This window comes from Pseudomonas sp. M30-35 (assembly GCF_002163625.1).
In the GTDB taxonomy this organism is placed as follows: Bacteria; Pseudomonadota; Gammaproteobacteria; order Pseudomonadales; family Pseudomonadaceae; genus Aquipseudomonas.
On the sequence record NZ_CP020892.1, the window covers coordinates 877,056 to 896,806 of the forward strand.

A 19,751-nucleotide genomic window follows, 5' to 3' on the forward strand; every position below is an offset into this window, starting at 1 on the left:
GTTTTACTCAGGATCCTTGCTTGTGATCAATCATTCGTCGTCGGCATAAGGGTCGGGATGACCCAGCTCGGCGAGCAGTGTACGTTCTAAAGCTTCCATTTCCTCGGCTTCGGCATCTTCGATGTGGTCGTAGCCGAGAAGGTGCAGGCAGCCGTGAATCACCAGATGTGCCCAGTGGGCAGTCAGGCTTTTTTCTTGCTCGATGGCTTCGCGAGCCACTACTGGCGCGCAAATGACCAAGTCGCCAAGCAGGGGAATGTCGAGCATCTCATCCGGCACGTCCGCAGGGAACGAGAGTACGTTGGTGGCGTACTCGCGTTGGCGGTAAGTGTGGTTGAGCTCAAGTCCTTCTGCTTCATCGACCAGGCGTATGGTTAGTTCAGAGTCGGCGGTGCGCTGGCGTAGAGCAACCTCGCACCACTGAGTAAATTGCGCTTCGCTGGGTAAATCGCTGGCATTGCTGGCGATCTGTAAGTCCAGCTCAACCATCACCGTTGCCCCGTTCATTGGCAGGTTTGTTGTGTGCGTGATCTTCAAAGCGCTCGTAAGCTTCAACAATACGTTGGACCAATGGGTGGCGGACCACGTCCTTGGGCTTGAAGTGAGTGAAGCTGATGCCGGGCACGTCGCGTAATACATCGATTACATGGGTCAGGCCAGACTTGCTGCCGCGCGGCAGGTCAACCTGAGTAATGTCGCCGGTGATTACAGCCGTAGAGCCGAAGCCGATCCGGGTGAGGAACATCTTCATTTGCTCAAGCGTGGTGTTCTGGCTTTCATCAAGAATGATAAAGCTGTTGTTCAGCGTACGACCGCGCATGTAGGCGAGCGGGGCCACTTCGATCACTTGTTTTTCGATCAGGCGGGCGACGTGTTCAAAGCCGAGCATCTCGTAAAGTGCGTCGTACAGCGGGCGCAGATACGGATCAATCTTCTGTGACAGGTCGCCTGGCAAGAAGCCGAGCTTCTCGCCCGCTTCAACCGCTGGACGCACCAAGAGAATGCGGCGAATTTGCTCGCGCTCCAATGCGTCAACTGCGCAGGCCACTGCAAGGTAGGTTTTACCGGTGCCTGCCGGGCCAATGCCGAAGTTGATGTCGTGCTCGAGTATCGATTTGACGTAAGCCTGCTGATTGGCTCCCCGTGGCCGGATCATGCCTTTGCGCGTGCGCAGGCCAATAGTGGATTCGACCGTTGAGCTTTTCAGCTCCTCGATACCGGACTCCTGCAAAAACAGATGCACTGTGTCTGGAGACAATTCTGTGTTTTGGGCTTCACGGTAGAGACGGCGCAACAGTTGCTCTGCTGCACGGGTTTGCTCGCTATCGCCAAGTAATTCGAACTGATTGCCGCGATTGCGAATTTCGATCTCGAGGCGCTGTTCAATCAGGCGCAGGTTCTCGTCAAATTGCCCGCACAGATTGGCGAAGCGATTGGCTTCGAATGGCTCGAGGATGAAATGATGTGGTGCTGTCTGTGTATTCAAAATAATAAGATGGCCGCCAGTCGGCAGGGGTAATTGGGCAAGAATAGCCTTAGCTGTTCACGCAGGAAAGCATCAACAGCATAGGCTTTAGTGCAGTATGCGTGAAGAGCCCGAATATGTTGGGCTGCACAGGTTTATTCCGCGCCGGAATCGGTGATCAGACTGCCGCGCAGAGAGTAGGACTGAGCGCTATCAATCATCACGTCGACAAATTGGCCAATCAGGCTTGGGTTGTCGCAGCGGAAGTTGACTACGCGATTGCTCTCGGTACGACCTTGGAGCATGCCAGGGTCTTTTCTTGAATAATCACTGACCAGAATGCGCTGGATGCTGCCGACCATGCGGCGCGTGTTTGCCGAGCCGATCTGATTGATGCGGTCCTGAAGAATCTTCAGGCGCTGCTTTTTCAATTCTTCGGGGGTGTCGTCGGGCAAATCTGCTGCCGGCGTGCCGGGGCGTGAGCTGTAGACGAACGAGAAAGAGAAATCGAAGCCAACATCTTCAACCAGTTTCATGGTTTGCTCGAAATCTTTCTCGGTCTCGCCTGGGAAACCGATGATGAAGTCAGAGCTGATCAGAATATCTGGCACCACGGCTTTCAGCTTGCGAATCCGCGATTTGAACTCAAGTGCCGTGTGGTTGCGCTTCATGGCCGCGAGAATCCGGTCTGAGCCGGATTGCACAGGTAAATGCAGGTACTTCACCAGCTCGGGAATGTCTGCATGGGCTTGAATCAACGCGTCGGAAAACTCCAGCGGGTGCGAGGTCATGTAGCGAATGCGGTCGATGCCATCAATTGCGGCAACTGCATAGAGTAACTCGGCAAAGTCAGCGATCTGGCCGTTGCCGGTGTCGCCGCGGTAGCCATTGACGTTTTGCCCAAGCAGAGTCACTTCACGCACGCCGTTTTCAGCCAGATGGAGAATCTCGCTCAGCACGTCGGCCATGGGCCGGCTGACTTCTTCGCCGCGGGTGTAGGGCACCACGCAGAAGGTGCAGTACTTGCTGCAGCCTTCCATCACCGATACGTAGGCGGTTGGCCCGTCAATGCGCGGTTCTGGCAGGCGATCGAATTTTTCGATCTCAGGGAATGAAACATCAACCTGCGGTAGTTTGGTGGTGCGTGCCGCGTTGATCATTTCCGGCAGGCGGTGCAAGGTTTGCGGGCCGAACACCACATCGACATAGGGTGCTCGATCGCGAATTGCCGCGCCTTCCTGACTGGCCACGCAGCCGCCAACGCCAATAACCAGATCCGGGTTGCTTAGTTTCAGTTCACGCCAGCGGCCCAGCTGGGAATATACCTTGTCCTGCGCGCGCTCACGGATGGAGCACGTGTTGAGCAGAATCAAATCTGCATCCTCAGCGCGTTCAGTAACTTCCAGTGCTTGATGTTCGCCCAAAAGATCGACCATGCGCGAGCTGTCGTACTCGTTCATCTGGCAGCCGTGGGTTTCGATATAAAGCTTCTTGGTCATGCGGGCTCAAAGGGTGATTCGAAGAACCGCATATTATAAGGCCCAAGCGCTTCTGTTCCTAGCGTTGCCTGACTGCCTGCATGTTATGATTCGTGCCCGTTATTTTCCTGGCCCGACTAAACTGCCTATATGAGTAAGCGCGAACCTATCTATAAAGTGATTTTTCTGAATCAGGGGCAGGTGTACGAAATGTACGCCAAGCAGATTTTTCAAAGCGATCTGTGGGGCTTTCTTGAGGTGGAGGAGTTTGTCTTTGGTGAGCGTACTCAGGTCGTGGTCGACCCGAGTGAAGAGAAGCTCAAGGCACAGTTTGATGGTGTTGTGCGTAGCTTTGTCCCCATGCATTCGATCATCCGGATTGATGAAGTCGAGCGCTTAGGCACGCCGAAGATCAGTGAAGCCAGAGGTGGCGGCAACGTCATGCCGTTTCCAATGCCGATGCCTGATAAATAATCAGCTCAGGCGATTGGGCAGGCAGCTTGAGCTTGCTGTCTGATGGCGGTGTAGCTTGATTCGTAGGTTTTTAGACGAATGGGCGATTAAGGCAGCGGATTGAAGGGCGTTATATGCTCGGCGGTTTGCAGTTCTTGCAAATAGTTGCGGAATATCTGCCCCAGCACTTGGTTGGATATCTCCAGCTCATTGCGCTCCATTTTCTCTGCGATCAGGTCTGCGCTGTCCATGGCTTCATCCGAGCCATTGACCGCGGCCATTTTCAGCACGATAAACGCCTGAATATTATTGGCCTGCACGCCTTCTCCACGGAAGAACATCATGCCGAGCCGATATTGCGCCTGCGCATGACCTTTTAATGAGGCTTGCTCGAACCAGTTGAGCGATTGCTGCAGGTCACGGGGCGCACGTTTACCGTCGTAATGGAACTCGCCCAGCTCGTATGCCGCTTGCGGGTCGCCAGCGTTGGCGGACGCGAGGCAAGCATCAAGCGCCTCAGGCAGTTCTTCGGGGGCGGTATTTAGTGAGCAACTCCCTGTCGCTGGAATGAGCAGCGAATTACCGCTCGCGAAAGCGAGTGAAGGCAGAAGCAGCAGGCAGCCCAGTGTGAGGGCGCGGCCGGTGCGGTTCATGAAAGTCCGTGTTCCTCGCATTGCAATACGACTAATGAGTGGCCGTGGATATGTGGCGGGTGTCACATTATGAAATAAGCGGCGGTGTTCTTACAAAGTGTTTACGAAGTTTAACGTAAATAGCTGTAATGCAAGGGCTGTGAATAGGTCGCCAATAATTGTTAGGCAAACCAAAACCCGCCAAGACCAATGTTTACTCTATATAAATCAGTGGTTTGAGCAGGTTTGTGGGCATCAAGGCTGTTACTGGTCAGCTTTATCGGTTACTTGGCTTGTTTCAGTTGAGACCGCGCTCTGCACTGGCAGTTTCAATATTAGCCAAGCAAGTAGTGGGTAAGCGGGTGTCAGGAGCAGATGAAACAGGTCAACGCGGCGTACCGCGCCGATATAACCCGTGGTGCCGACAGCCAAGCCTGCCACCACAAACAACCCAGCCGAGGCCACTGCTGCAAGCATCAGTGCTTTGTTGGGGTGTTGGATCAGGCCAGCGTAGAGCACCGCTGCGAGCGTGATGAGGTTGAGCAGCAAGCGGTAATCATCAAGCTGGTTGAGCTGGCGCGCCAATTCGAAAAAAGCACACAGGCCGAGCAGTATCCGCCCCCAGTTTGCACGGCTCCACGCCCAGTTGCGGCTTAATGACAGGGCTGCGCAGCCAATCAGTGGTAGGCCGAGGAAGGTGCTGGCCTGGCTTAGCCATAAGTGAGCGCCTTGCCAGCTAGGATCGAGCCCGTAGCGCAGGCTGCCGCAAAGAGCGGCGGCAGCGGTCAATCCGAATCCGAGTAGCGCGCAAAATAGAGCGGGTTGATAGGCTTCGTGATAGCGCCCTCGGGCTTTGCCAATGATGATAGCGCTGGCTGCGCAAGCCAGCGCCAGCAATGCATCGCTGGCGGCGGTGGTGTATTGCATCAGGCTTTAGTCATCTCGGCGAACGCATGCTCGGCAGCGTCAAGAGTCAGCTTCAGTTCAGTATCGCCAAGGGCGATCGAGGTGAAGCCAGCTTCGAATGCGCTTGGCGCGAGGTAAACGCCGCCTTTGAGCATCAGGTGGAAGAACTGCTTGAAGCGCTCGCTGTCGCTGCTCATCACGTCTTCAAAACTGCTGATGTGCTTGCGCTCGGTGAAGTACAGGCCAAACATGCCGCCAGCTTGAGTGGTAGTGAAGGCGATGCCTGCTGCATCGGCACGTTCCTGCAAACCTTGCAGTAAGCGTGTGGTGTAGTCGCTTAGTTCGGCGTGGAAGCCTGGGCGGCTAATCAGGCGCAGTGTGGTCAAGCCTGCGGCCATGGCCAGCGGGTTGCCAGACAAGGTGCCTGCTTGGTAGACCGGACCCAGCGGTGCGATGTGACTCATGATTGCGCGCTTACCACCGAAGCAGCCGACTGGCATGCCGCCGCCGATAATCTTGCCGAAGGTCGACAGATCCGGGGTGACGCCGTAATGCGCCTGGGCGCCGCCAAGCGCAACACGGAAGCCGGTCATCACTTCGTCGAAAATCAGCACTACACCGTGCTTGTCGCACTGCTCACGCAAACCCTCAAGGAAACCTGGAGCTGGCGGTACGCAGTTCATGTTGCCAGCAACTGGCTCGACGATGATGCAAGCAACCTCGTTGCCGACTTCGCTGAGGCACTTGGCCACGGCGTCGATGTCGTTGAATGGCAGTGTCAGGGTGTGTTTGGCGAAGGCTTCAGGTACGCCGGGCGAGCTGGGTACGCCGAGGGTCAGGGCGCCCGAGCCGGCTTTTACCAGCAAGCTGTCGGAGTGACCGTGGTAGCAGCCTTCGAACTTGATGATTGAGTCACGACCGGTGAAGCCGCGTGCCAGACGAATTGCGCTCATGGTGGCTTCGGTGCCGGAGCTAACCATGCGCACCATTTCCATGGAAGGCACAATGCTGCACACCAGATCTGCCATCTCGGTTTCCATGGCCGTCGGTGCGCCGTAAGACAGGCCGTGTTCCAGCTGCTTGCGCACTGCGTCGAGAACCTCTGGGTGGCTGTGGCCGAGAATCATCGGGCCCCACGAGCCTACGTAGTCGACATAGCGCTTGTCATCTTCGTCAGTGACATAAGCGCCGGCAGCGTGCTTGAAGAAAAGTGGCGTGCCACCCACGCTTTTAAAGGCGCGAACCGGCGAGTTAACACCGCCCGGAATATGTTTCTGGGCGTTGGCAAATAGAGTTTCTGAACGTGACATTGGAAGCCTCTCAAAGTCTGTGCAGAGCGCTGGGCTCCGCAAAATTTAATCTGTGGTTAGCCTGCGTGCTCAGGTAAACAGCGCGCTGTAGGCGCGGGCGCGGCGCTCGACCTCATCCGCTGAATCAGCGGCAAACAGCCCATGAATCACCGCCACCATGCTGGCGCCTTCGGCGATCAGCTGTGGTGCGGTCTCAAGCGTAATACCACCAATGGCAATGATCGGCAGATTAAAGCGGGTTTTGGCCTGGTTAAGCAGTTCGATAGTCGCTGCCGGCGCACCCGGTTTGGTGTTGGAGTTAAAAAAACGGCCGAAGGCTATATAGCTGGCACCTTCGCTGGCTGCGTTCTGCGCCAGATCAAGCTCGGCGTGACAGGTGCCGCCGATGATTGCGTTGCGCCCGAGCAGGGCGCGTGCGGCTGCAAGTGAGCCATCGCTCTGGCCCAAGTGCAGGCCAACACCCAGCCGCGCTGCTAATTCGGCGTCATCATTAATGACCAAGGTGGCACCGTAGCGGTTGCACAGCTCGCGCAGCGCTTCGGCTTCGCGCAGGCGCCGCGCATCATCGCTTGATTTGTCGCGGTACTGCAGGAGTTTGGCGCCGCCTTTGAGCGCGGCTTCGACGTAGGGCAGTAACTTGCCATCCGCCAGTAGCTGGCTATCGGTGATGGCGTAGAGTCCGCGCAATTTCATTAAATGGCCTCCATCAGAATCCATCCAGCGGTAAACGCCGCGGAATAAATTGACCCTGGCCGGGCTGTTCTGCATCGCGCAGGGTTCGCCAGGTGTAGTCGAGCGAGGTGCGCACAGCGCTGACCAGCTCTTCGCCAATCGCTAAGCGACCTGCCAGGGTGCTGGCTAATGTGCAGCCTGACCCGTGATAACTGCCGGGTAGGCGCTGGCACGTGAATGTGTGCTGGTTGCCGTCGCGCGAATAAAGGCGATTGTGTACTTCGTGCTCGTCGCCGTGTCCGCCAGTGATCAATAAGTGCTCGATGAACGGCAATAGCTTGGCCGCGCACTCATCGGCGCTGCCGTTGGGCAATTCAGCCAGGATGCGTGCTTCGGGCAGGTTCGGCGTGGCAATGGTCGAGGCCGGGAACAGTCGCTCGCGCATGGCGAAGCCTACTTCATCTTTGCCTAGAGCGCCGCCGCCACCTGCGCGTAATACAGGGTCGCAGACCAATGGAATCCCAGGCAACTTGTTGCGGATTTCCAGTACCGTCTCGACCATCTCGACCGAGCCGAGCATGCCCAGTTTGATCGCTTCGACATGCAGGTCGGCGATGACGGCATTGGCTTGCGCCAGTACCCATTCGCGATCCAGTACGCGGAAGTCGGAAACGTTGACTGTGTCCTGAACGGTCAGTGCAGTCACGGTAGGTGCAGCGTGACAGCCCTGAGCGAGCAGCGCTTCGATATCTGCCTGCAAGCCGGCACCACCACTTGGGTCGTGTCCAGACAGGCAAAGTACTACGGGACGGGAAGTAGGCGTTTTCATGGTGCGCGAGCTTATCATTAAATCGCTGATTTTGGCCCGCGAGATGATTGTCATGGACCGTGGTAATTCGCTAGGTTTAAACGCGCTGTTTAGCGCCTTGTCCGGGCTTGTTGAAGACGGCTTGTTGTTTAATTAAAACCCCGCGCTAGAGGGGGTTTAAGCAAAGTTTTGGGTATTTTGTGAGAGGGTACTTATTGCAGGTTTTACCCTATGATATTGTGGCGCAAATTCGAATAAACAGACATGCCAGACGGCGTCTAATTAGTGAGTTGGGGCTCACGGACGCAGTCCAAGATTGTCGGTCATCACGTACCGCGGGGCTGAATGCGCACCATTTTGATTCTGTTACTTGCTGTCTGGCCGCTATTGGCTGGAGCTGTGACATTTGATGAACATACGCGATCAGTAGATTTGGGTCGCGACACTTATGTGCTTGAAGATGCCAGTGGTACAGCCACTATTGATCAAGTCTCGTCGGCTGCTTATGCCTCGCGTTTTAAACGCCAATCCAACAATATTTTGAATGCCGGTTACTCGCGGTCGGCATTTTGGCTGCGTGTCGACCTTGATTACCGACCGCAGCAGCTCCATGGCGAGCGGCCTTGGCTGTTGGAGTTGGCATACCCGCCGCTCGATCATCTGATGCTTTATATCGATAACGTTCAAGGTGGTTTCGACCTGCTGCGGACCACAGGTGATGCACTGCCTTACGCTTCCCGTGAAATCAAAAACAATAACTACCTGTTTGAGTTGGGGTTGCAGCCCCATCAGCCGCGGCGAGTTTATTTGCGCTTACAAAGCCAGGGCTCTCTTCAAGCACCTTTGAAGCTGTGGGCGCCGAACGCATATATTGAAAACCAGCCGACGCGCATTTATGTACTGGGCATCATCTATGGCGTGCTGCTGGGGATGATCATTTACAACCTGTTCATCTACCTCAGCGTGCGCGACACCAGCTACCTGTATTACATCCTTTATATCGCCTCGTTCGGCCTTTATCAGGTGTCGGTAAACGGTGCCGGTATCGCCTATTTCTGGCCGGATAATCCGTGGTGGGCGAACGCCGCTACACCGTTTTTGATTGGCTCGGCGATCTTGTTCGGTACTCAGTTTGCGCGCAGCTTTTTGCAAACCGCGCAGCAGGGCAAATGGATTGATCGTTCGCTGCTTATGATGATAGTTACAGCTGTGCTGGTGATGGTTTTGGCGTTGACCGCCAGCTATGCGCTGTCCTTGCGTTTAGCCACTTATCTGGCGCTGATCTTTACCTTGGTTGTTTTTTGCGCGGGCCTTAGTGCCTGGTTTAGTGGCATGCGTGTTGCGCGCTACTTTATCTTTGCTTGGTCGGCGTTTTTGCTCGGCGGCATTCTCAATACATTGATGGTGTTGGGCTTTTTGCCGAATGTGTTTATCACCATGTACGCCAGCCAGATAGGCTCGGCGCTTGAGGTGGCGTTGCTGTCGCTGGCGCTGGCTGACCGGATCAATATCCTCAAAGAAGAACGCACCGCGATTTTGCAGTCCGCACGGCGCGAGTTGGAGTCGCTTAACCAGGCATTAGCCAACAATAACCGGCTAAAGGACGAATTTCTGGCAACCATAAGCCACGAGTTGCGAACGCCAATGAATGGAGTCATCGGCTCTCTGGACTTGCTGCAAACCGTACGCCTGGATAACGAGATGGAGCAGTACCGTTCGATGGCATCGGGCTCGGCGCAAGAGATGATGCGCATGATCAATAACATCCTGACGCTCACCGAGTTGCAGGCTGGCAGGTTGTACCCTTTGTGTGAACCTTTCAGCCTACGGGCTCTGATTGACTCGCTCAGCGCGCAATACACACCGCTTGCGCAGAGCAAAGGCCTTGAATTTGTAGTCGAGTACGATGAAGCCTTGGCTGATGAACTAGAAGGTGATGTGGTTAAACTTCGCCTAAGTATCGGTATTCTTCTGGAGAATGCGATTAAGTTCACCGATAAAGGCTATGTAACTCTACGCATTAATCCGCAAGCGAATGCGCAGCATGGCGTGCCGTTGTGTATCGATGTTCTCGACACCGGTGCCGGTTTCAATCAGGCCAACAATCACTCCTTGTACCAGTGCTTCCAGCAATTGGATGGCTCCATGACTCGGCGTTTCGGCGGTTTAGGAATTGGCTTGGCTATCTGCCGACAAATGGTTGCGCTATTGGGCGGTGAATTAAGCCATGAGTCGCAAGTAGGTAAAGGCAGCCATTTCAAGCTCAACGTCAGTCTGGCTCTGGCCGGTACGCTTGCTGCGAAGCCGCAATAGCCGCCTTCTTGATGTCCTACGAAACTTGCGTGTCGAAGTTGCCAGTCCTTGGCAGAAACGGCATCTAATCTGCCTAAAATCCCTCTGTATTGAAAAGCTGAATCCTGATTCACTAGTTAAATGTTGAATCAGGATTCAGATCATGGCTTACCGCACTAGCGCCCTACGAATTGACCGCGACAATGCCTTGCGTTTGCGAATTCTGCACTGCGCTTTGGCCCGCGTGAGTGAGGCCGGATTTGCTGCGCTGACCATGCAGGCGTTGGCTGAAGATGTTGGCATCGCAACGGGCAGCCTGTATCGCCACTTCCGTAGTAAAGGTGAGTTGGCAGCAGAGGTATTTGCCCTTGCCAGTCAACGTGAGGTCGATGCCATGGCGCAGGCATTGCAAACCCAGGCTCTGGCGCCGAAGCGGCTGGCTGCTGGTTTGACCCAGTTTGCCGCGCGTGCCTGGCACAGCCGTCGTTTGGCCTACGCACTGATTGCTGAACCGGTTGATCCTGAAGTTGATGAGCAACGCCTGCTATTTCGCCACGCCTATGCCGAGCTTCTGGTTGAGGTACTGGAGGACGGGGTTGCCAGCGGCAATTTTCGTGTGCAACACACTCAACTAAGCGCCGCGTGTCTGGTCGGCGCTATTGCTGAATCACTGGTCGGGCCTTTATCGCCAAGTGCCTGCGCTGCTCGTGCAAGGGGCCAACCGGCCTTGGCGCTGGGCGATATTACTGCAGACCTGATCGCATTCTGTTTAAGCGCCGTCGGCGCCAAGGAGTTATCCGCATGAACCCGAGCCTTAACGCAGAAACCCATGAAGTGTTTAATCAGGTGCCATCTTTGGATGGCGCCAATTTGTATCGTGTCGATTTGCCGTTGCAGGAGTGGAACCGTCGGTTTGGCGGCGCTTGGGCAGAGGATCGTTTGCACACATACGGCATGCTGACTGGCGGCCCGTTAATGGCGGCAGGCTTTTTGGCCAACGAACAAAAGCCCGTGTTCAAAAGCCACGATCGCTACGGCCATCGCATCGACCTGGTCGAGTTTCACCCGGCTTATCACGAACTGATGGGCGCCGCGATCAAACACAGTTTGCCATCGTCGCCATGGACTGATCCACGCAGCGGAGCCCACGTGGCGCGGGCCTCCTTGAGTTATTTGCACAGTCAGGCCGAAGCCGGTTCTGGCTGCCCGCTGACGATGACCTACGCCAGTGTTCCGGCGATCAAGCTACAGCCCGATATCGCTGAAATCTGGCTACCAAAGATTCTTTCGACAGAATACGACCCGCGTAATTTGCCGATTGAGCAAAAGACTGGTGCGACCATCGGAATGGCCATGACCGAGAAGCAGGGCGGCACCGATGTCCGTGCCAACACCACGCGCGCCCATCCAGTAGGTATTGCGGGGCCGGGGCAAGCGTATGAACTGGTTGGCCACAAATGGTTTTGTTCAGCGCCAATGTGCGATGCATTTTTAACTCTGGCCTATACCGATAAAGGCTTGAGCTGCTTTTTGCTGCCGCGCCATCGTCCAGACGGTTCACGCAACGAGTTCTACATCCAGCGCCTGAAAAACAAGCTTGGCAACTGGTCGAATGCTTCCAGCGAGGTAGAGTACCGTGGCGCGCTGGCGTGGATGATCGGTGAAGAAGGCCGCGGCGTGCCGACAATTATCGAGATGGTTTCGCTGACCCGCTTTGATTGCATGATCGGTTCCAGCGCCTTGATGCGCCAGGCCCTGACTCAAGCCGCGCATCACTGTGCGCATCGTAAAGTGGGCGGGCGAGTGCTGGCCGAGCAGCCGTTGATGCAAAACGTCCTGGCGGATCTTTCCCTTGAAAGCGAGGCGGCGCTGGCGCTGACGCTGCGTATGGGCAAGGCATTGGATAACGCCCATGACGAACAGGAAGAAAAATTTGCGCGTCTGGTGACGGCAATTGGCAAATACTGGATCTGCAAACGCGCTCCGGCAATGATCAACGAGGCGCAAGAATGCTTGGGTGGCGCAGGTTACGTTGAGGAAACCATCTTGCCGCGCCTGTATCGCGAAGCACCGGTCAACTCCATCTGGGAAGGGTCGGGCAACGTGCAGTGCCTTGATGTATTGCGTGCACTGTCCAAGGAGCCGGGTGTGCTTGAAGCCTTGTTTATCGAGTTGGGCGATGGGCATGGCGATGCACGCTTGAAAGCCCACATCGGCAAGGTTCAGGCCGCGTTCCGTGACACTGACGATATTCAGTTCCGTGCCCGTCAACTGACTGAAGATGTGGCCATTGCCCTGCAAGCAAAGTTGCTGCTCGAGGCTGGCAACTCGACGGTCTCCGATGGCTTTATTGCCAGCCGTTTAGGCGAGGGCGGTCGGGTTTATGGCACCTTGCCGCGCGGTGTTGATGCTGAAGCCTTGCTTGCGCGCAGCACACCTCATCTGGCTTGAGCCCCGCCAAGCCCGGAAACTGACCGACAGCAGGTGGTCAGTTTCTGGGTGTTTTCAGGCTGAGCAAGCTGGCTGGAATTTTCGGACCAGGTTTAAGACGCCGCTGCCAGTAGTCCTGTGGCGGCTATCGTCGGCTCCAGTTGATTCATGCAAGTACTTAGGGTGGCTAAGCAGGCCGTCTAGGGTGCAATATTAGTGTGCATGTTCAGTCAGGAAGGTTTGCCGTGAATCCATGTCCAGAAGACTTTATTGTTGTAAGCAGCCCTGAAGAGGCGGTTGATCGACTCGCCGCGCTACATGAGCAAGCCACGCGCGCTTTGAGCCAGGCTCTCAAGGCCTATCTAAAGGATCGGGTCAAGCCAGACCCCACCACGCATTGCCAGTTTCGTTACCCAGAACTGCGTCTGACCTATTTGTGTCATGGCGAGGCGCCTGCCACCGTGCGCGCATACGCCAAAGTGCAGGTGCCTGGCACTTACAGCATCACTGTTACCCATCCCGGTGCCTTTCGTAAGTACTTGCTGGAGCAGTTGCAACCCTTGATGCACGACTACACGCTACGCGTTGAAGTTGGCCTCAGTGAGCAGAACATTCCGTATCCCTATGTGGTCGAGCAGGGCGATGAGCTTGCCGGTTCTGGAGTGACCGCCGGTGAGCTGGCGCGGGTCTTCCCGAGTACTGACCTGTCCGCCGCGACAGATAGCACCGCCGATGGGTTATACAGTTGGGAAAGCATGGACCCCATGCCGCTGGCGCTGTTTGATGCCGCGCGGGTGGATTTCTCGCTGCGTAGACTGGTGCATTACACCGGCAGCGACTGGCGCCATGTGCAGCCGTGGATCTTGCTGACTAACTATCATCGCTACGTCGACCAGTTCATTCGTCATGGTCTGGACATGTTGGTCGGTGAGTCACGTTTCACCCGCATGATACTGCCGGGTAACGTGGTTATCGAACGCGGCATGTCCGAAGGTGAGATGCAGGCCATCATCGGCGGCGTGGTTTGGCATCGCTACCAGATGCCGGCATATCACCTGCTGGCTGGCGACGGCGGAGATGGGATCACCTTGGTCAATATTGGTGTAGGCCCTTCAAACGCGAAAAACATCACCGACCACCTCGCCGTATTGCGTCCACACTGCTGGCTGATGATTGGTCACTGCGGCGGTCTGCGTCAATCGCAAACCATTGGCGACTATGTGCTCGCACACGCTTATATGCGCCGCGACGGGATTCTTGACCGAGTCTTGCCGCCGAATATCCCGCTGCCTGCCTTGGCTGAGGTGCAGCAAGCCCTGCAAGATGCTGCGGCGCAAGTGACCGGTGAGAGGGGCGATGATCTCAAGCGGCGTTTGCGCACCGGCACCGTGCTTACCTATGACGATCGTAATTGGGAATTGCGCTGGGCTCAGGAGCGACCGTTGATTAACCAGGCGCGGGCAGTTGCGGTGGATATGGAGAGTGGCACGGTCGCCGCGCAAGGTTATCGCTTGCGCGTGCCATACGGAACGCTGTTATGTGTTTCGGATAAACCGCTGCACAGCGAAATCAAACTGCCGGGTGCGGCGGGGGCGTTCTACGAGCGCGCGGTGACTCAGCACCTGCACATCGGCATCACCGCCTTGGACATGCTGCGTGGCCAGCTCAACTCGCTGCACTCACGTAAGTTACGTAGCTTCGACGAGCCGCCGTTTCGCTAATCAGGCATTCCTCAAGGCAATGCAAAACGCCCCAGTGCTGAGCTGGGGCGTTGTTTATTGCAGGTTATTTACTGGCGTCGAGCACTACTCTATAGCGCGCTTTGCCGTCACGCAGATGCTGGATCGCATCGTTAACCTTGCTCATCGGAAAGTGCTCAACCTGCGGCAAAATTTGATGGCGTGCGCAGAACTCAAGCATTTTGCGCATGACCGTTGGCGAGCCAACCGGGGAGCCTGAAATGCTGCGTTGGCGCGGAATCAACTGGAACACATGCACCGGGATCGCACTCGGCACAATCCCGACAAAGTGCAGCTGTCCCTTACCGCGCAGCGTGCCGATCAATGCATTCCAGTCGAGGTCAGCACTGGCGGTTATCAGCAGGAAATCCAGGGTCCCAGCCATTTTTTTCATGGCATCGCTGTCGGTTGAGGCGACCACGTTGTGCGCACCGAGACGTTTGGCTTCTTCCTGCTTATTGAGTGATGAAGTGAAGGCGGTGACCTCGCAGCCCCATGCATTCAAAAAGCGTAATGCCAGGTGGCCCAAACCGCCGATACCGACTACGCCGACGCGGTCTGTTGGTTTGACGTCAAGCTCAAGTAGCGGCGCAAATACCGTTGAGCCGCCACAAAACAGTGGCCCAGCCATGCTTGGGTCGAGGCTGTCGGGGATTGCCAAGGTCCAGGCCCAATGCGCGCGCATACGATCGGCGAAGCCGCCGTGGCTGCCAACAATCGTTGGTTTAATCGTGCTGCACAGTTGGTGTGAACCTTCCATGCACGGATCGCAATGCATGCAGCTGCCTTTGTGCCAGCCGATACCTACCCGCTGGCCTAGCTTTAGGCCGCGTGCTTGTTCGCCCAAACGCACCACTGTGCCCACCACTTCATGACCGGGAATAAATGGGTAGCGCGCGTTCCTCCATTCGTTGTCGATCATTGATTGGTCAGAGTGGCAGATGCCGCAGTATTCAACGGCAACTTCAACCTCATCTACGCCGAGAGGGCCGGGGTCATACTCAAACTGCTCAAGCGGCGCGCCCGCGGCGGTCGCAGCCCAGCCAATGAATGTATTGACGATCGATTCGGATGTACTCATTACGGGCTCCTTGGAAGCGGTGATAAACCAGTGACAAGCAGCATAGACCCTTGCTCGAGTTGAAGAATCAAGATAATCAGCGGTGATGATGTCGGCCCGTCCTCGGGTAAACTGCGGGTTTAGTCATGTCCTTGGGAAATCTTCAATGCCACGCCCACCACGCCCTGCTGCGCCGCGACGCTCTGTGAGCGCAAAGCCGGCGCCCCGTCGTCAGGCAAAAACACCGCCTGCTGAGCCGCGTTTGCTGGTGCTGAATAAACCATTTGATGTGCTGACACAGTTTAATGATGAGCAAGGCCGCGCCACCCTCAAGGATTTTGTCGACGTACCCGGCGTATATCCGGCAGGGCGTCTGGACCGTGATAGCGAGGGTTTGCTGCTGCTGACCAACGACGGCCGCCTGCAGGCGCGGATCGCCGACCCTAAACACAAATTGGCGAAAACCTATTGGGTGCAGGTTGAAGGTGAGCCGACTGCTGAGCAATTACAGCGCTTGCGTCAAGGTGTGGAGCTTAATGACGGCATGACCTTGCCCGCCGAGGCTCGCCAGTTGGATGAGCCGCAACTGTGGCCGCGTAATCCGCCGGTGCGCTTTCGTAAAAGCATTCCCACCGCATGGCTGGAGTTGGTGATTCGCGAGGGCCGTAACCGTCAGGTCAGGCGCATGACGGCGGCGGTTGGCTTGCCGACATTGCGCCTGGTGCGAGTGCGTATTGGCCCTTGGGGGCTCGATGATTTACAACCGGGGCAGTGGAAGGACCTCGAACCCCGACTTTAGATATCTTCTGCGCGCTGCATTACTCGTCAGTTGTGTTCGGGCGGGCGAGGGTCGAGCCCTTCGCTTTAGTGGCCTTCGATTTCGAGACCGGCAATGACAAAGGTTTTGATCACAAAGCCGAGCACGCCCAAGCCGAGGGCGAGAAACAGGATCATGCTGCCAAAGCGGCCTGCTTTGGATTTTTTTGCCAAGTCCCAGACAATAAATGCCATAAACAGGATCAGGACGCTGATCAGTACTGTTGTCATTAAATCTTCGAAAACTTCGGTTTCCATCGTGACCTCAATTACCTAGTAAATAACCCTGACCACACGTCTATCGGAGCTGGCGTAAGGCCTGACGCAGGCCCGCGATTATACGTAAGCGCTGTGATTTGTCAGGCACCATTGGCCGGTTTGAGGTGTAAACCTTCAGTTACGAAGATGTTCCAGCGGTAACTGGGTACTCGATAGAATCTGCTGCAGAACGAAGCTGGAGCGCACGCTGGAGACGCCTTCGATGCGGGTGAGGGTGCCGAGCAGAAGCTTCTGGTAATGATCCATATCGGGCACGACCACTTTCAATTGGTAGTCGGCGTCCATCCCGGTGACCAGGCTGCATTCGAGCACTTCCGGGCAATTGCGGATGGCTTCTTGGAAATGCTCGAAGCGCTCAGGTGTATGACGATCCATACCAATCAATACATAGGCGGTAAGGCTCAGGCCAAGCTTCTTGCTGTCGAGTAAAGCAACTTGCTTGGCGATATAGCCATCGTCTTCAAGCTGTTTAACCCGGCGTGAACAGGGCGAAGGTGACAAGCCAATACGCTCGGCCAGCTCTTGATTGGACAAGCGGGCGTCGCGTTGCAATTCTGCCAGGATGCTCAGGTCATAGCGGTCTAGTTTGTTCATGTTGATCACTATTTCTATTTGGATTGCGCTAAATAATGCTTCATTAGATAAATATTGCGCAACAGGTAGTTGAGTTAGCAATATTCGCAATCATTCACTCGTCGGCTCGCCGTACTATTTATCTCAGTTTCAAGGCCCGGACGACATGTCCACGCCGACTCACTCAATCAGGTGAGCGGCCGCCGCCGATCCAACAGGGTCGTTTCGGCACCCGGGTCCGCACTGTCCAATCAGACGGGCGATAAAGGCGGCGACACAATTGCCAGCACAGGACAACATTCCCGAAGGGAGGCCGAGAGGCCTCCCTTTTTAATGCGTTGAAGAATGTCTTAAATCAAACCGGACAGACGCAGCAACCACCACACAGTGATGATGATCTGCACCAAGAGTCCAGCAAAACGCAGCCAGACGAACAAGGCTGAGCTGCTGATCAGGTGCATGCAGCTTTGAAATATTCGCGCCGCCAGTAGTACCCCGGCCAGTGGGTCGGTGATGCTGGTTTGGCTGACGACCATCGCGTAAAGCAGCACCGCTGCCATTAACGGAACATTTTCAACACAGTTGGCATGCGCACGGACTAAGCGTTGGCCGAATGCGCCCGGGGTATTACTGCCATCCGGGGAGAAACCATTGACTGCAAGTTTGCCGCTGAGCACCAACAAGCCGCGCTGATTGATCATCAGAATCAGTAGAAACAGGGTCCAGGCAACCAGCCCGAGCAGCGCAACTGCGCTAGGCGATAGAGTCATGAGTGAGTCCTTGAGAGTGGATAATGTTGTTTTTATTAGACCGCCTCAGCAGCTTAGGATAGTTAGAGCTTTTACTCTATATATCTTCCGCTGTTTTAAAGCGTGAAACCTGACGAGTGCAGTGGTTTTCACGCCGGCGGCGCTATTTACCGACTCTTTACTCAGCCTTGACCCTACTTTGACCAGGCTTTAGTCATTCTGTAACTCAGATAAACCAATGAGGTGACAGCGATGATTAAGCGCTTTAAGTGGGTCGAAATTGGCGTGTTGGTTCTGCTGGGACTTTCACCTTTGGTGCAGGCGTCGCCCAAGCACGAGCAGCAACACCGCGATAAGCACTCGGTGGTTAAAGTGGTAAAGGTCGAGAGGAAATCACCCAGGATTTCGCATCTGCCTGTTAGGCATCAACGGATTCGCTACAACCATGGCGACTACTACGTTGCTGATGGTCGCTGGTACAAACCGGCGGCAGGCCGATATGTACGGGTTGCACCGCCCTATGGTTATACAGTCCGGCAATTGCCACGCGGCGCACGTCAGGTTTGGGTACGCGGCGTTAAGTATCACCGAGTTTCTGATAGCTATTACCGCTGGCAGGGCAAGCGAGGCTATTACCAGGTCGTGCGTGTGCCACGTGGCTAGGCAGTCGCCAGCTAAGCGATGAGGGTTATGGCTGCGCGGCTGCGGGCTGATCGGGCAATACTTCAGGCGGGTCGGCGTGCACCAGCACCTCGGCCCGCGGGTATTCTGCGCGGATCGCATCTTCGACTTGCTCGCACAATGCGTGCGCTGCAGATAGGGTCAGATGGCCGGGTAATTCGGCGTGTAATTGCACAAACCAGCGCGTACCGGAAACCCGCGTGCGCAGGTCATGTGCGCCAAGCACGCCAGGCACTGCACAGGCCAAGGCATACATGTGTTCGCTGACGTCGGGCGAGAGTTCCTTGTCCATCAGTACCGCACTCGCTTCGCGGGCAATGCTGATCGCACTCCAGAGAATGTAGAAGGCAATGCCGATGGCGAAGATTGCATCGACATGCAGCCAGCCAAAACTGGCCAGAAACAGCGCGAGCAAAATGCTGCTGTTGAGCAATAAATCAGAGCGGTAGTGCAGTGAGTCCGCATGAATGGCGGTTGAGCCGGTGACGCGCACAACGTGGCGTTGAAACATCAGCAGCGCGACGGTAACTGCCAAGGACAGGATCATCACCGCAATCCCTAAACCTTCGCTGGTCAAGGGGGCGGGGTTGATAAGACGCTCAACCCCTTGCACGCCAACCAGCACGGCGCTGGCTGCGATAAACAGCGCCTGACCCAAGCCTGCGAGCGCCTCGGCCTTGCCGTGACCATAACGGTGATCATCATCTGCCGGACGCAGCGCGTAGTGCACCGCAATCAGGTTGAGCAGCGAGGCGGCGCCATCGAGCAGCGAGTCAGTCAGGCCAGCAAGTAAGCTGACCGAACCGCTCAGCCACCACGCAACCGCCTTGGCCAGCGCGAGCGCCAAGGCCACCACTAATGCCGCAGAAGAAGCTTGGCGCATCAGTCGAGCATGTTGCGGCAATACACTCATAAACTGTCTCTAATCCGGAGATGTGGTGATGGCTGGCGCCCTGGTTGTTCACCCTGCGTATTTGCTGTGATTACGCCGCCGGGCGCAGGCCGTAAGCTGCGAGCTGCTGTAAGTCACCACGGTGTTCAATCACCCGCGGGTCATTCAACGGCAGGTTTTTACCGGTTTTTTGCATGATCAACGCTTTTAGCTTAGCGCGATCAACTTGTCCTTGGCTGTCGACCAGGTTTTTTAAATCATTCGGGTCAACCTGGGCAGTTTTGCCGCCTGGCAGGTAAATAGCGCCCGTGGCGAAATCGACTCCCAGAGCGATCAAGCCCGGCAGCACGTAAAACAGAATGCCGACGGCGTCTAATACGACAATTACCGGGTCGACCTGGCCTTCGATCTGGCCGCGGCGATCAGGGTAGAACAGCGTGCCGCATGCACTCAATTGAGTGAGCAAGCTGGCGCTCAGAACACAGCCAAGAATGCGGGTTGAGGGGCTCATCTAAG

General features: G+C 55.9%; 22 protein-coding genes. 8 read left to right on the plus strand and 14 right to left on the minus strand.

The features are described from left to right. Positions 1 to 30 precede the first annotated feature (30 nt). The 3 genes from ybeY to miaB all read right to left on the minus strand — a co-directional run bounded on the left by ybeY (position 31) and on the right by miaB (position 2,964). Positions 31 to 492: an rRNA maturation RNase YbeY gene (gene ybeY, locus B9K09_RS04085; protein ID WP_087515625.1), complete on the minus strand. Its 462-nt coding sequence runs from the start codon at positions 490 to 492 to the stop codon at positions 31 to 33. Continuing rightward, positions 482 to 1,486, minus strand: a complete 1,005-nt coding sequence (locus B9K09_RS04090; protein ID WP_087515626.1) for a PhoH family protein — start codon at positions 1,484 to 1,486, stop codon at positions 482 to 484. The genes ybeY and B9K09_RS04090 overlap by 11 nt, the downstream gene beginning before the upstream one ends. A gap of 134 nt (positions 1,487 to 1,620) precedes the next feature. Continuing rightward, entirely contained in the window at positions 1,621 to 2,964 is a 1,344-nt protein-coding gene (gene miaB, locus B9K09_RS04095; RefSeq protein ID WP_087515627.1) for a tRNA (N6-isopentenyl adenosine(37)-C2)-methylthiotransferase MiaB, read from the minus strand. 129 nt (positions 2,965 to 3,093) lie between these two features. Between miaB and B9K09_RS04100 the strand changes: the two genes are divergently transcribed. Then, positions 3,094 to 3,417: a DUF1820 family protein gene (locus B9K09_RS04100; protein ID WP_087515628.1), complete on the plus strand. Its 324-nt coding sequence runs from the start codon at positions 3,094 to 3,096 to the stop codon at positions 3,415 to 3,417. 86 nt (positions 3,418 to 3,503) lie between these two features. On the opposite strand, the gene B9K09_RS04105 is transcribed toward B9K09_RS04100, so the two are convergent. From B9K09_RS04105 to B9K09_RS04125, 5 genes are all read right to left on the minus strand, one after another. Beyond that, positions 3,504 to 4,049: a tetratricopeptide repeat protein gene (locus B9K09_RS04105; protein ID WP_087515629.1), complete on the minus strand. Its 546-nt coding sequence runs from the start codon at positions 4,047 to 4,049 to the stop codon at positions 3,504 to 3,506. Positions 4,050 to 4,292: 243 nt separating this feature from the next. Further along, positions 4,293 to 4,955, minus strand: coding sequence for a hypothetical protein (locus tag B9K09_RS04110; RefSeq protein ID WP_087515630.1), 663 nt, complete (start codon positions 4,953 to 4,955; stop codon positions 4,293 to 4,295). Further along, positions 4,955 to 6,244 (minus strand): glutamate-1-semialdehyde 2,1-aminomutase, encoded by a 1,290-nt coding sequence (gene hemL / locus B9K09_RS04115; RefSeq protein WP_087515631.1) that lies wholly within the window; start codon positions 6,242 to 6,244, stop codon positions 4,955 to 4,957. Before hemL ends, B9K09_RS04110 begins: the two co-directional genes overlap by 1 nt. A 69-nt stretch (positions 6,245 to 6,313) precedes the next feature. Next, the gene (gene thiE / locus B9K09_RS04120) at positions 6,314 to 6,937 is read right to left on the minus strand and encodes a thiamine phosphate synthase (RefSeq protein WP_087515632.1); all 624 of its coding nucleotides are present in this window, start codon (positions 6,935 to 6,937) and stop codon (positions 6,314 to 6,316) included. Between the two features lie 13 nt (positions 6,938 to 6,950). Next, a complete protein-coding gene (locus tag B9K09_RS04125; RefSeq protein ID WP_087515633.1) occupies positions 6,951 to 7,745 on the minus strand; it encodes a bifunctional hydroxymethylpyrimidine kinase/phosphomethylpyrimidine kinase in 795 nt (264 codons plus the stop codon). On the opposite strand from B9K09_RS04125, the gene B9K09_RS22530 reads away from it, so the two are divergent. From B9K09_RS22530 to amn, 5 genes are all read left to right on the plus strand, one after another. Beyond that, positions 7,744 to 7,881, plus strand: a complete 138-nt coding sequence (locus tag B9K09_RS22530; protein ID WP_157699323.1) for a hypothetical protein — start codon at positions 7,744 to 7,746, stop codon at positions 7,879 to 7,881. The two genes, B9K09_RS04125 and B9K09_RS22530, sit on opposite strands and share 2 nt — an antisense overlap. 188 nt (positions 7,882 to 8,069) lie before the next feature. Beyond that, complete coding sequence (locus B9K09_RS04130) at positions 8,070 to 10,037, plus strand: hybrid sensor histidine kinase/response regulator (RefSeq protein WP_087515634.1); 1,968 nt, start codon at positions 8,070 to 8,072, stop codon at positions 10,035 to 10,037. A gap of 142 nt (positions 10,038 to 10,179) precedes the next feature. Continuing rightward, on the plus strand, positions 10,180 to 10,821 hold the full coding sequence (locus B9K09_RS04135) for a TetR/AcrR family transcriptional regulator (RefSeq protein WP_087515635.1): 642 nt from the start codon (positions 10,180 to 10,182) through the stop codon (positions 10,819 to 10,821). Then, a complete protein-coding gene (locus tag B9K09_RS04140) occupies positions 10,818 to 12,467 on the plus strand; it encodes an acyl-CoA dehydrogenase family protein (RefSeq protein ID WP_087515636.1) in 1,650 nt (549 codons plus the stop codon). The genes B9K09_RS04135 and B9K09_RS04140 overlap by 4 nt, the downstream gene beginning before the upstream one ends. Positions 12,468 to 12,691: 224 nt before the next feature. After that, a complete protein-coding gene (amn, locus tag B9K09_RS04145) occupies positions 12,692 to 14,167 on the plus strand; it encodes an AMP nucleosidase (RefSeq protein ID WP_087515637.1) in 1,476 nt (491 codons plus the stop codon). Positions 14,168 to 14,231: 64 nt separating this feature from the next. Here the strand turns inward: amn and B9K09_RS04150 are convergent, their stop codons facing one another. After that, on the minus strand, positions 14,232 to 15,266 hold the full coding sequence (locus B9K09_RS04150; protein ID WP_087515638.1) for an NAD(P)-dependent alcohol dehydrogenase: 1,035 nt from the start codon (positions 15,264 to 15,266) through the stop codon (positions 14,232 to 14,234). 145 nt (positions 15,267 to 15,411) lie between these two features. On the opposite strand from B9K09_RS04150, the gene B9K09_RS04155 reads away from it, so the two are divergent. Next, on the plus strand, positions 15,412 to 16,044 hold the full coding sequence (locus B9K09_RS04155; RefSeq protein WP_087515639.1) for a pseudouridine synthase: 633 nt from the start codon (positions 15,412 to 15,414) through the stop codon (positions 16,042 to 16,044). Between the two features lie 65 nt (positions 16,045 to 16,109). Here the strand turns inward: B9K09_RS04155 and B9K09_RS04160 are convergent, their stop codons facing one another. The 3 genes from B9K09_RS04160 to B9K09_RS04170 form a co-directional block, all read right to left on the minus strand. Continuing rightward, positions 16,110 to 16,319, minus strand: a complete 210-nt coding sequence (locus B9K09_RS04160; RefSeq protein ID WP_087515640.1) for a DUF2788 domain-containing protein — start codon at positions 16,317 to 16,319, stop codon at positions 16,110 to 16,112. 135 nt (positions 16,320 to 16,454) lie between these two features. After that, on the minus strand, positions 16,455 to 16,934 hold the full coding sequence (locus B9K09_RS04165; RefSeq protein ID WP_087515641.1) for an Lrp/AsnC family transcriptional regulator: 480 nt from the start codon (positions 16,932 to 16,934) through the stop codon (positions 16,455 to 16,457). A gap of 329 nt (positions 16,935 to 17,263) precedes the next feature. Beyond that, entirely contained in the window at positions 17,264 to 17,683 is a 420-nt protein-coding gene (locus tag B9K09_RS04170; RefSeq protein WP_087515642.1) for an MAPEG family protein, read from the minus strand. A 231-nt stretch (positions 17,684 to 17,914) separates the two neighbouring features. Here B9K09_RS04170 and B9K09_RS04175 point away from each other — a divergent pair, with 231 nt between their 5' ends. Then, complete coding sequence (locus tag B9K09_RS04175; protein ID WP_087515643.1) at positions 17,915 to 18,325, plus strand: DUF6515 family protein; 411 nt, start codon at positions 17,915 to 17,917, stop codon at positions 18,323 to 18,325. Positions 18,326 to 18,350: 25 nt separating this feature from the next. Here the strand turns inward: B9K09_RS04175 and B9K09_RS04180 are convergent, their stop codons facing one another. Together B9K09_RS04180 and B9K09_RS04185 are read right to left on the minus strand one after the other, a co-directional pair. Continuing rightward, entirely contained in the window at positions 18,351 to 19,256 is a 906-nt protein-coding gene (locus B9K09_RS04180; RefSeq protein WP_087515644.1) for a cation diffusion facilitator family transporter, read from the minus strand. Positions 19,257 to 19,326: 70 nt separating this feature from the next. Further along, positions 19,327 to 19,746 carry a polyribonucleotide nucleotidyltransferase gene (locus B9K09_RS04185; protein ID WP_087515645.1) on the minus strand — a complete coding sequence of 140 codons (420 nt, stop codon included), beginning with the start codon at positions 19,744 to 19,746 and terminating at the stop codon, positions 19,327 to 19,329. Between the last annotated feature and the right edge of the window lie 5 nt (positions 19,747 to 19,751).

Bases quoted from the DNA above. Each gene is read 5' to 3' on its own strand.
- miaB (WP_087515627.1), bottom strand. From the start codon at position 2,964: ATGACCAAGAAGCTTTATATCGAAACCCACGGCTGCCAGATGAACGAG.
- B9K09_RS04100 (WP_087515628.1), top strand. From the start codon at position 3,094: ATGAGTAAGCGCGAACCTATCTATAAAGTGATTTTTCTGAATCAGGGG.
- B9K09_RS04105 (WP_087515629.1), bottom strand. From the start codon at position 4,049: ATGAACCGCACCGGCCGCGCCCTCACACTGGGCTGCCTGCTGCTTCTG.
- B9K09_RS04110 (WP_087515630.1), bottom strand. From the start codon at position 4,955: ATGCAATACACCACCGCCGCCAGCGATGCATTGCTGGCGCTGGCTTGC.
- hemL (WP_087515631.1), bottom strand. From the start codon at position 6,244: ATGTCACGTTCAGAAACTCTATTTGCCAACGCCCAGAAACATATTCCG.
- thiE (WP_087515632.1), bottom strand. From the start codon at position 6,937: ATGAAATTGCGCGGACTCTACGCCATCACCGATAGCCAGCTACTGGCG.
- B9K09_RS22530 (WP_157699323.1), top strand. From the start codon at position 7,744: ATGGTGCGCGAGCTTATCATTAAATCGCTGATTTTGGCCCGCGAGATG.
- B9K09_RS04125 (WP_087515633.1), bottom strand. From the start codon at position 7,745: ATGAAAACGCCTACTTCCCGTCCCGTAGTACTTTGCCTGTCTGGACAC.
- B9K09_RS04130 (WP_087515634.1), top strand. From the start codon at position 8,070: ATGCGCACCATTTTGATTCTGTTACTTGCTGTCTGGCCGCTATTGGCT.
- B9K09_RS04135 (WP_087515635.1), top strand. From the start codon at position 10,180: ATGGCTTACCGCACTAGCGCCCTACGAATTGACCGCGACAATGCCTTG.
- B9K09_RS04140 (WP_087515636.1), top strand. From the start codon at position 10,818: ATGAACCCGAGCCTTAACGCAGAAACCCATGAAGTGTTTAATCAGGTG.
- B9K09_RS04150 (WP_087515638.1), bottom strand. From the start codon at position 15,266: ATGAGTACATCCGAATCGATCGTCAATACATTCATTGGCTGGGCTGCG.
- B9K09_RS04155 (WP_087515639.1), top strand. From the start codon at position 15,412: ATGCCACGCCCACCACGCCCTGCTGCGCCGCGACGCTCTGTGAGCGCA.
- B9K09_RS04160 (WP_087515640.1), bottom strand. From the start codon at position 16,319: ATGGAAACCGAAGTTTTCGAAGATTTAATGACAACAGTACTGATCAGC.
- B9K09_RS04165 (WP_087515641.1), bottom strand. From the start codon at position 16,934: ATGAACAAACTAGACCGCTATGACCTGAGCATCCTGGCAGAATTGCAA.
- B9K09_RS04170 (WP_087515642.1), bottom strand. From the start codon at position 17,683: ATGACTCTATCGCCTAGCGCAGTTGCGCTGCTCGGGCTGGTTGCCTGG.
- B9K09_RS04175 (WP_087515643.1), top strand. From the start codon at position 17,915: ATGATTAAGCGCTTTAAGTGGGTCGAAATTGGCGTGTTGGTTCTGCTG.
- B9K09_RS04180 (WP_087515644.1), bottom strand. From the start codon at position 19,256: ATGAGTGTATTGCCGCAACATGCTCGACTGATGCGCCAAGCTTCTTCT.
- B9K09_RS04185 (WP_087515645.1), bottom strand. From the start codon at position 19,746: ATGAGCCCCTCAACCCGCATTCTTGGCTGTGTTCTGAGCGCCAGCTTG.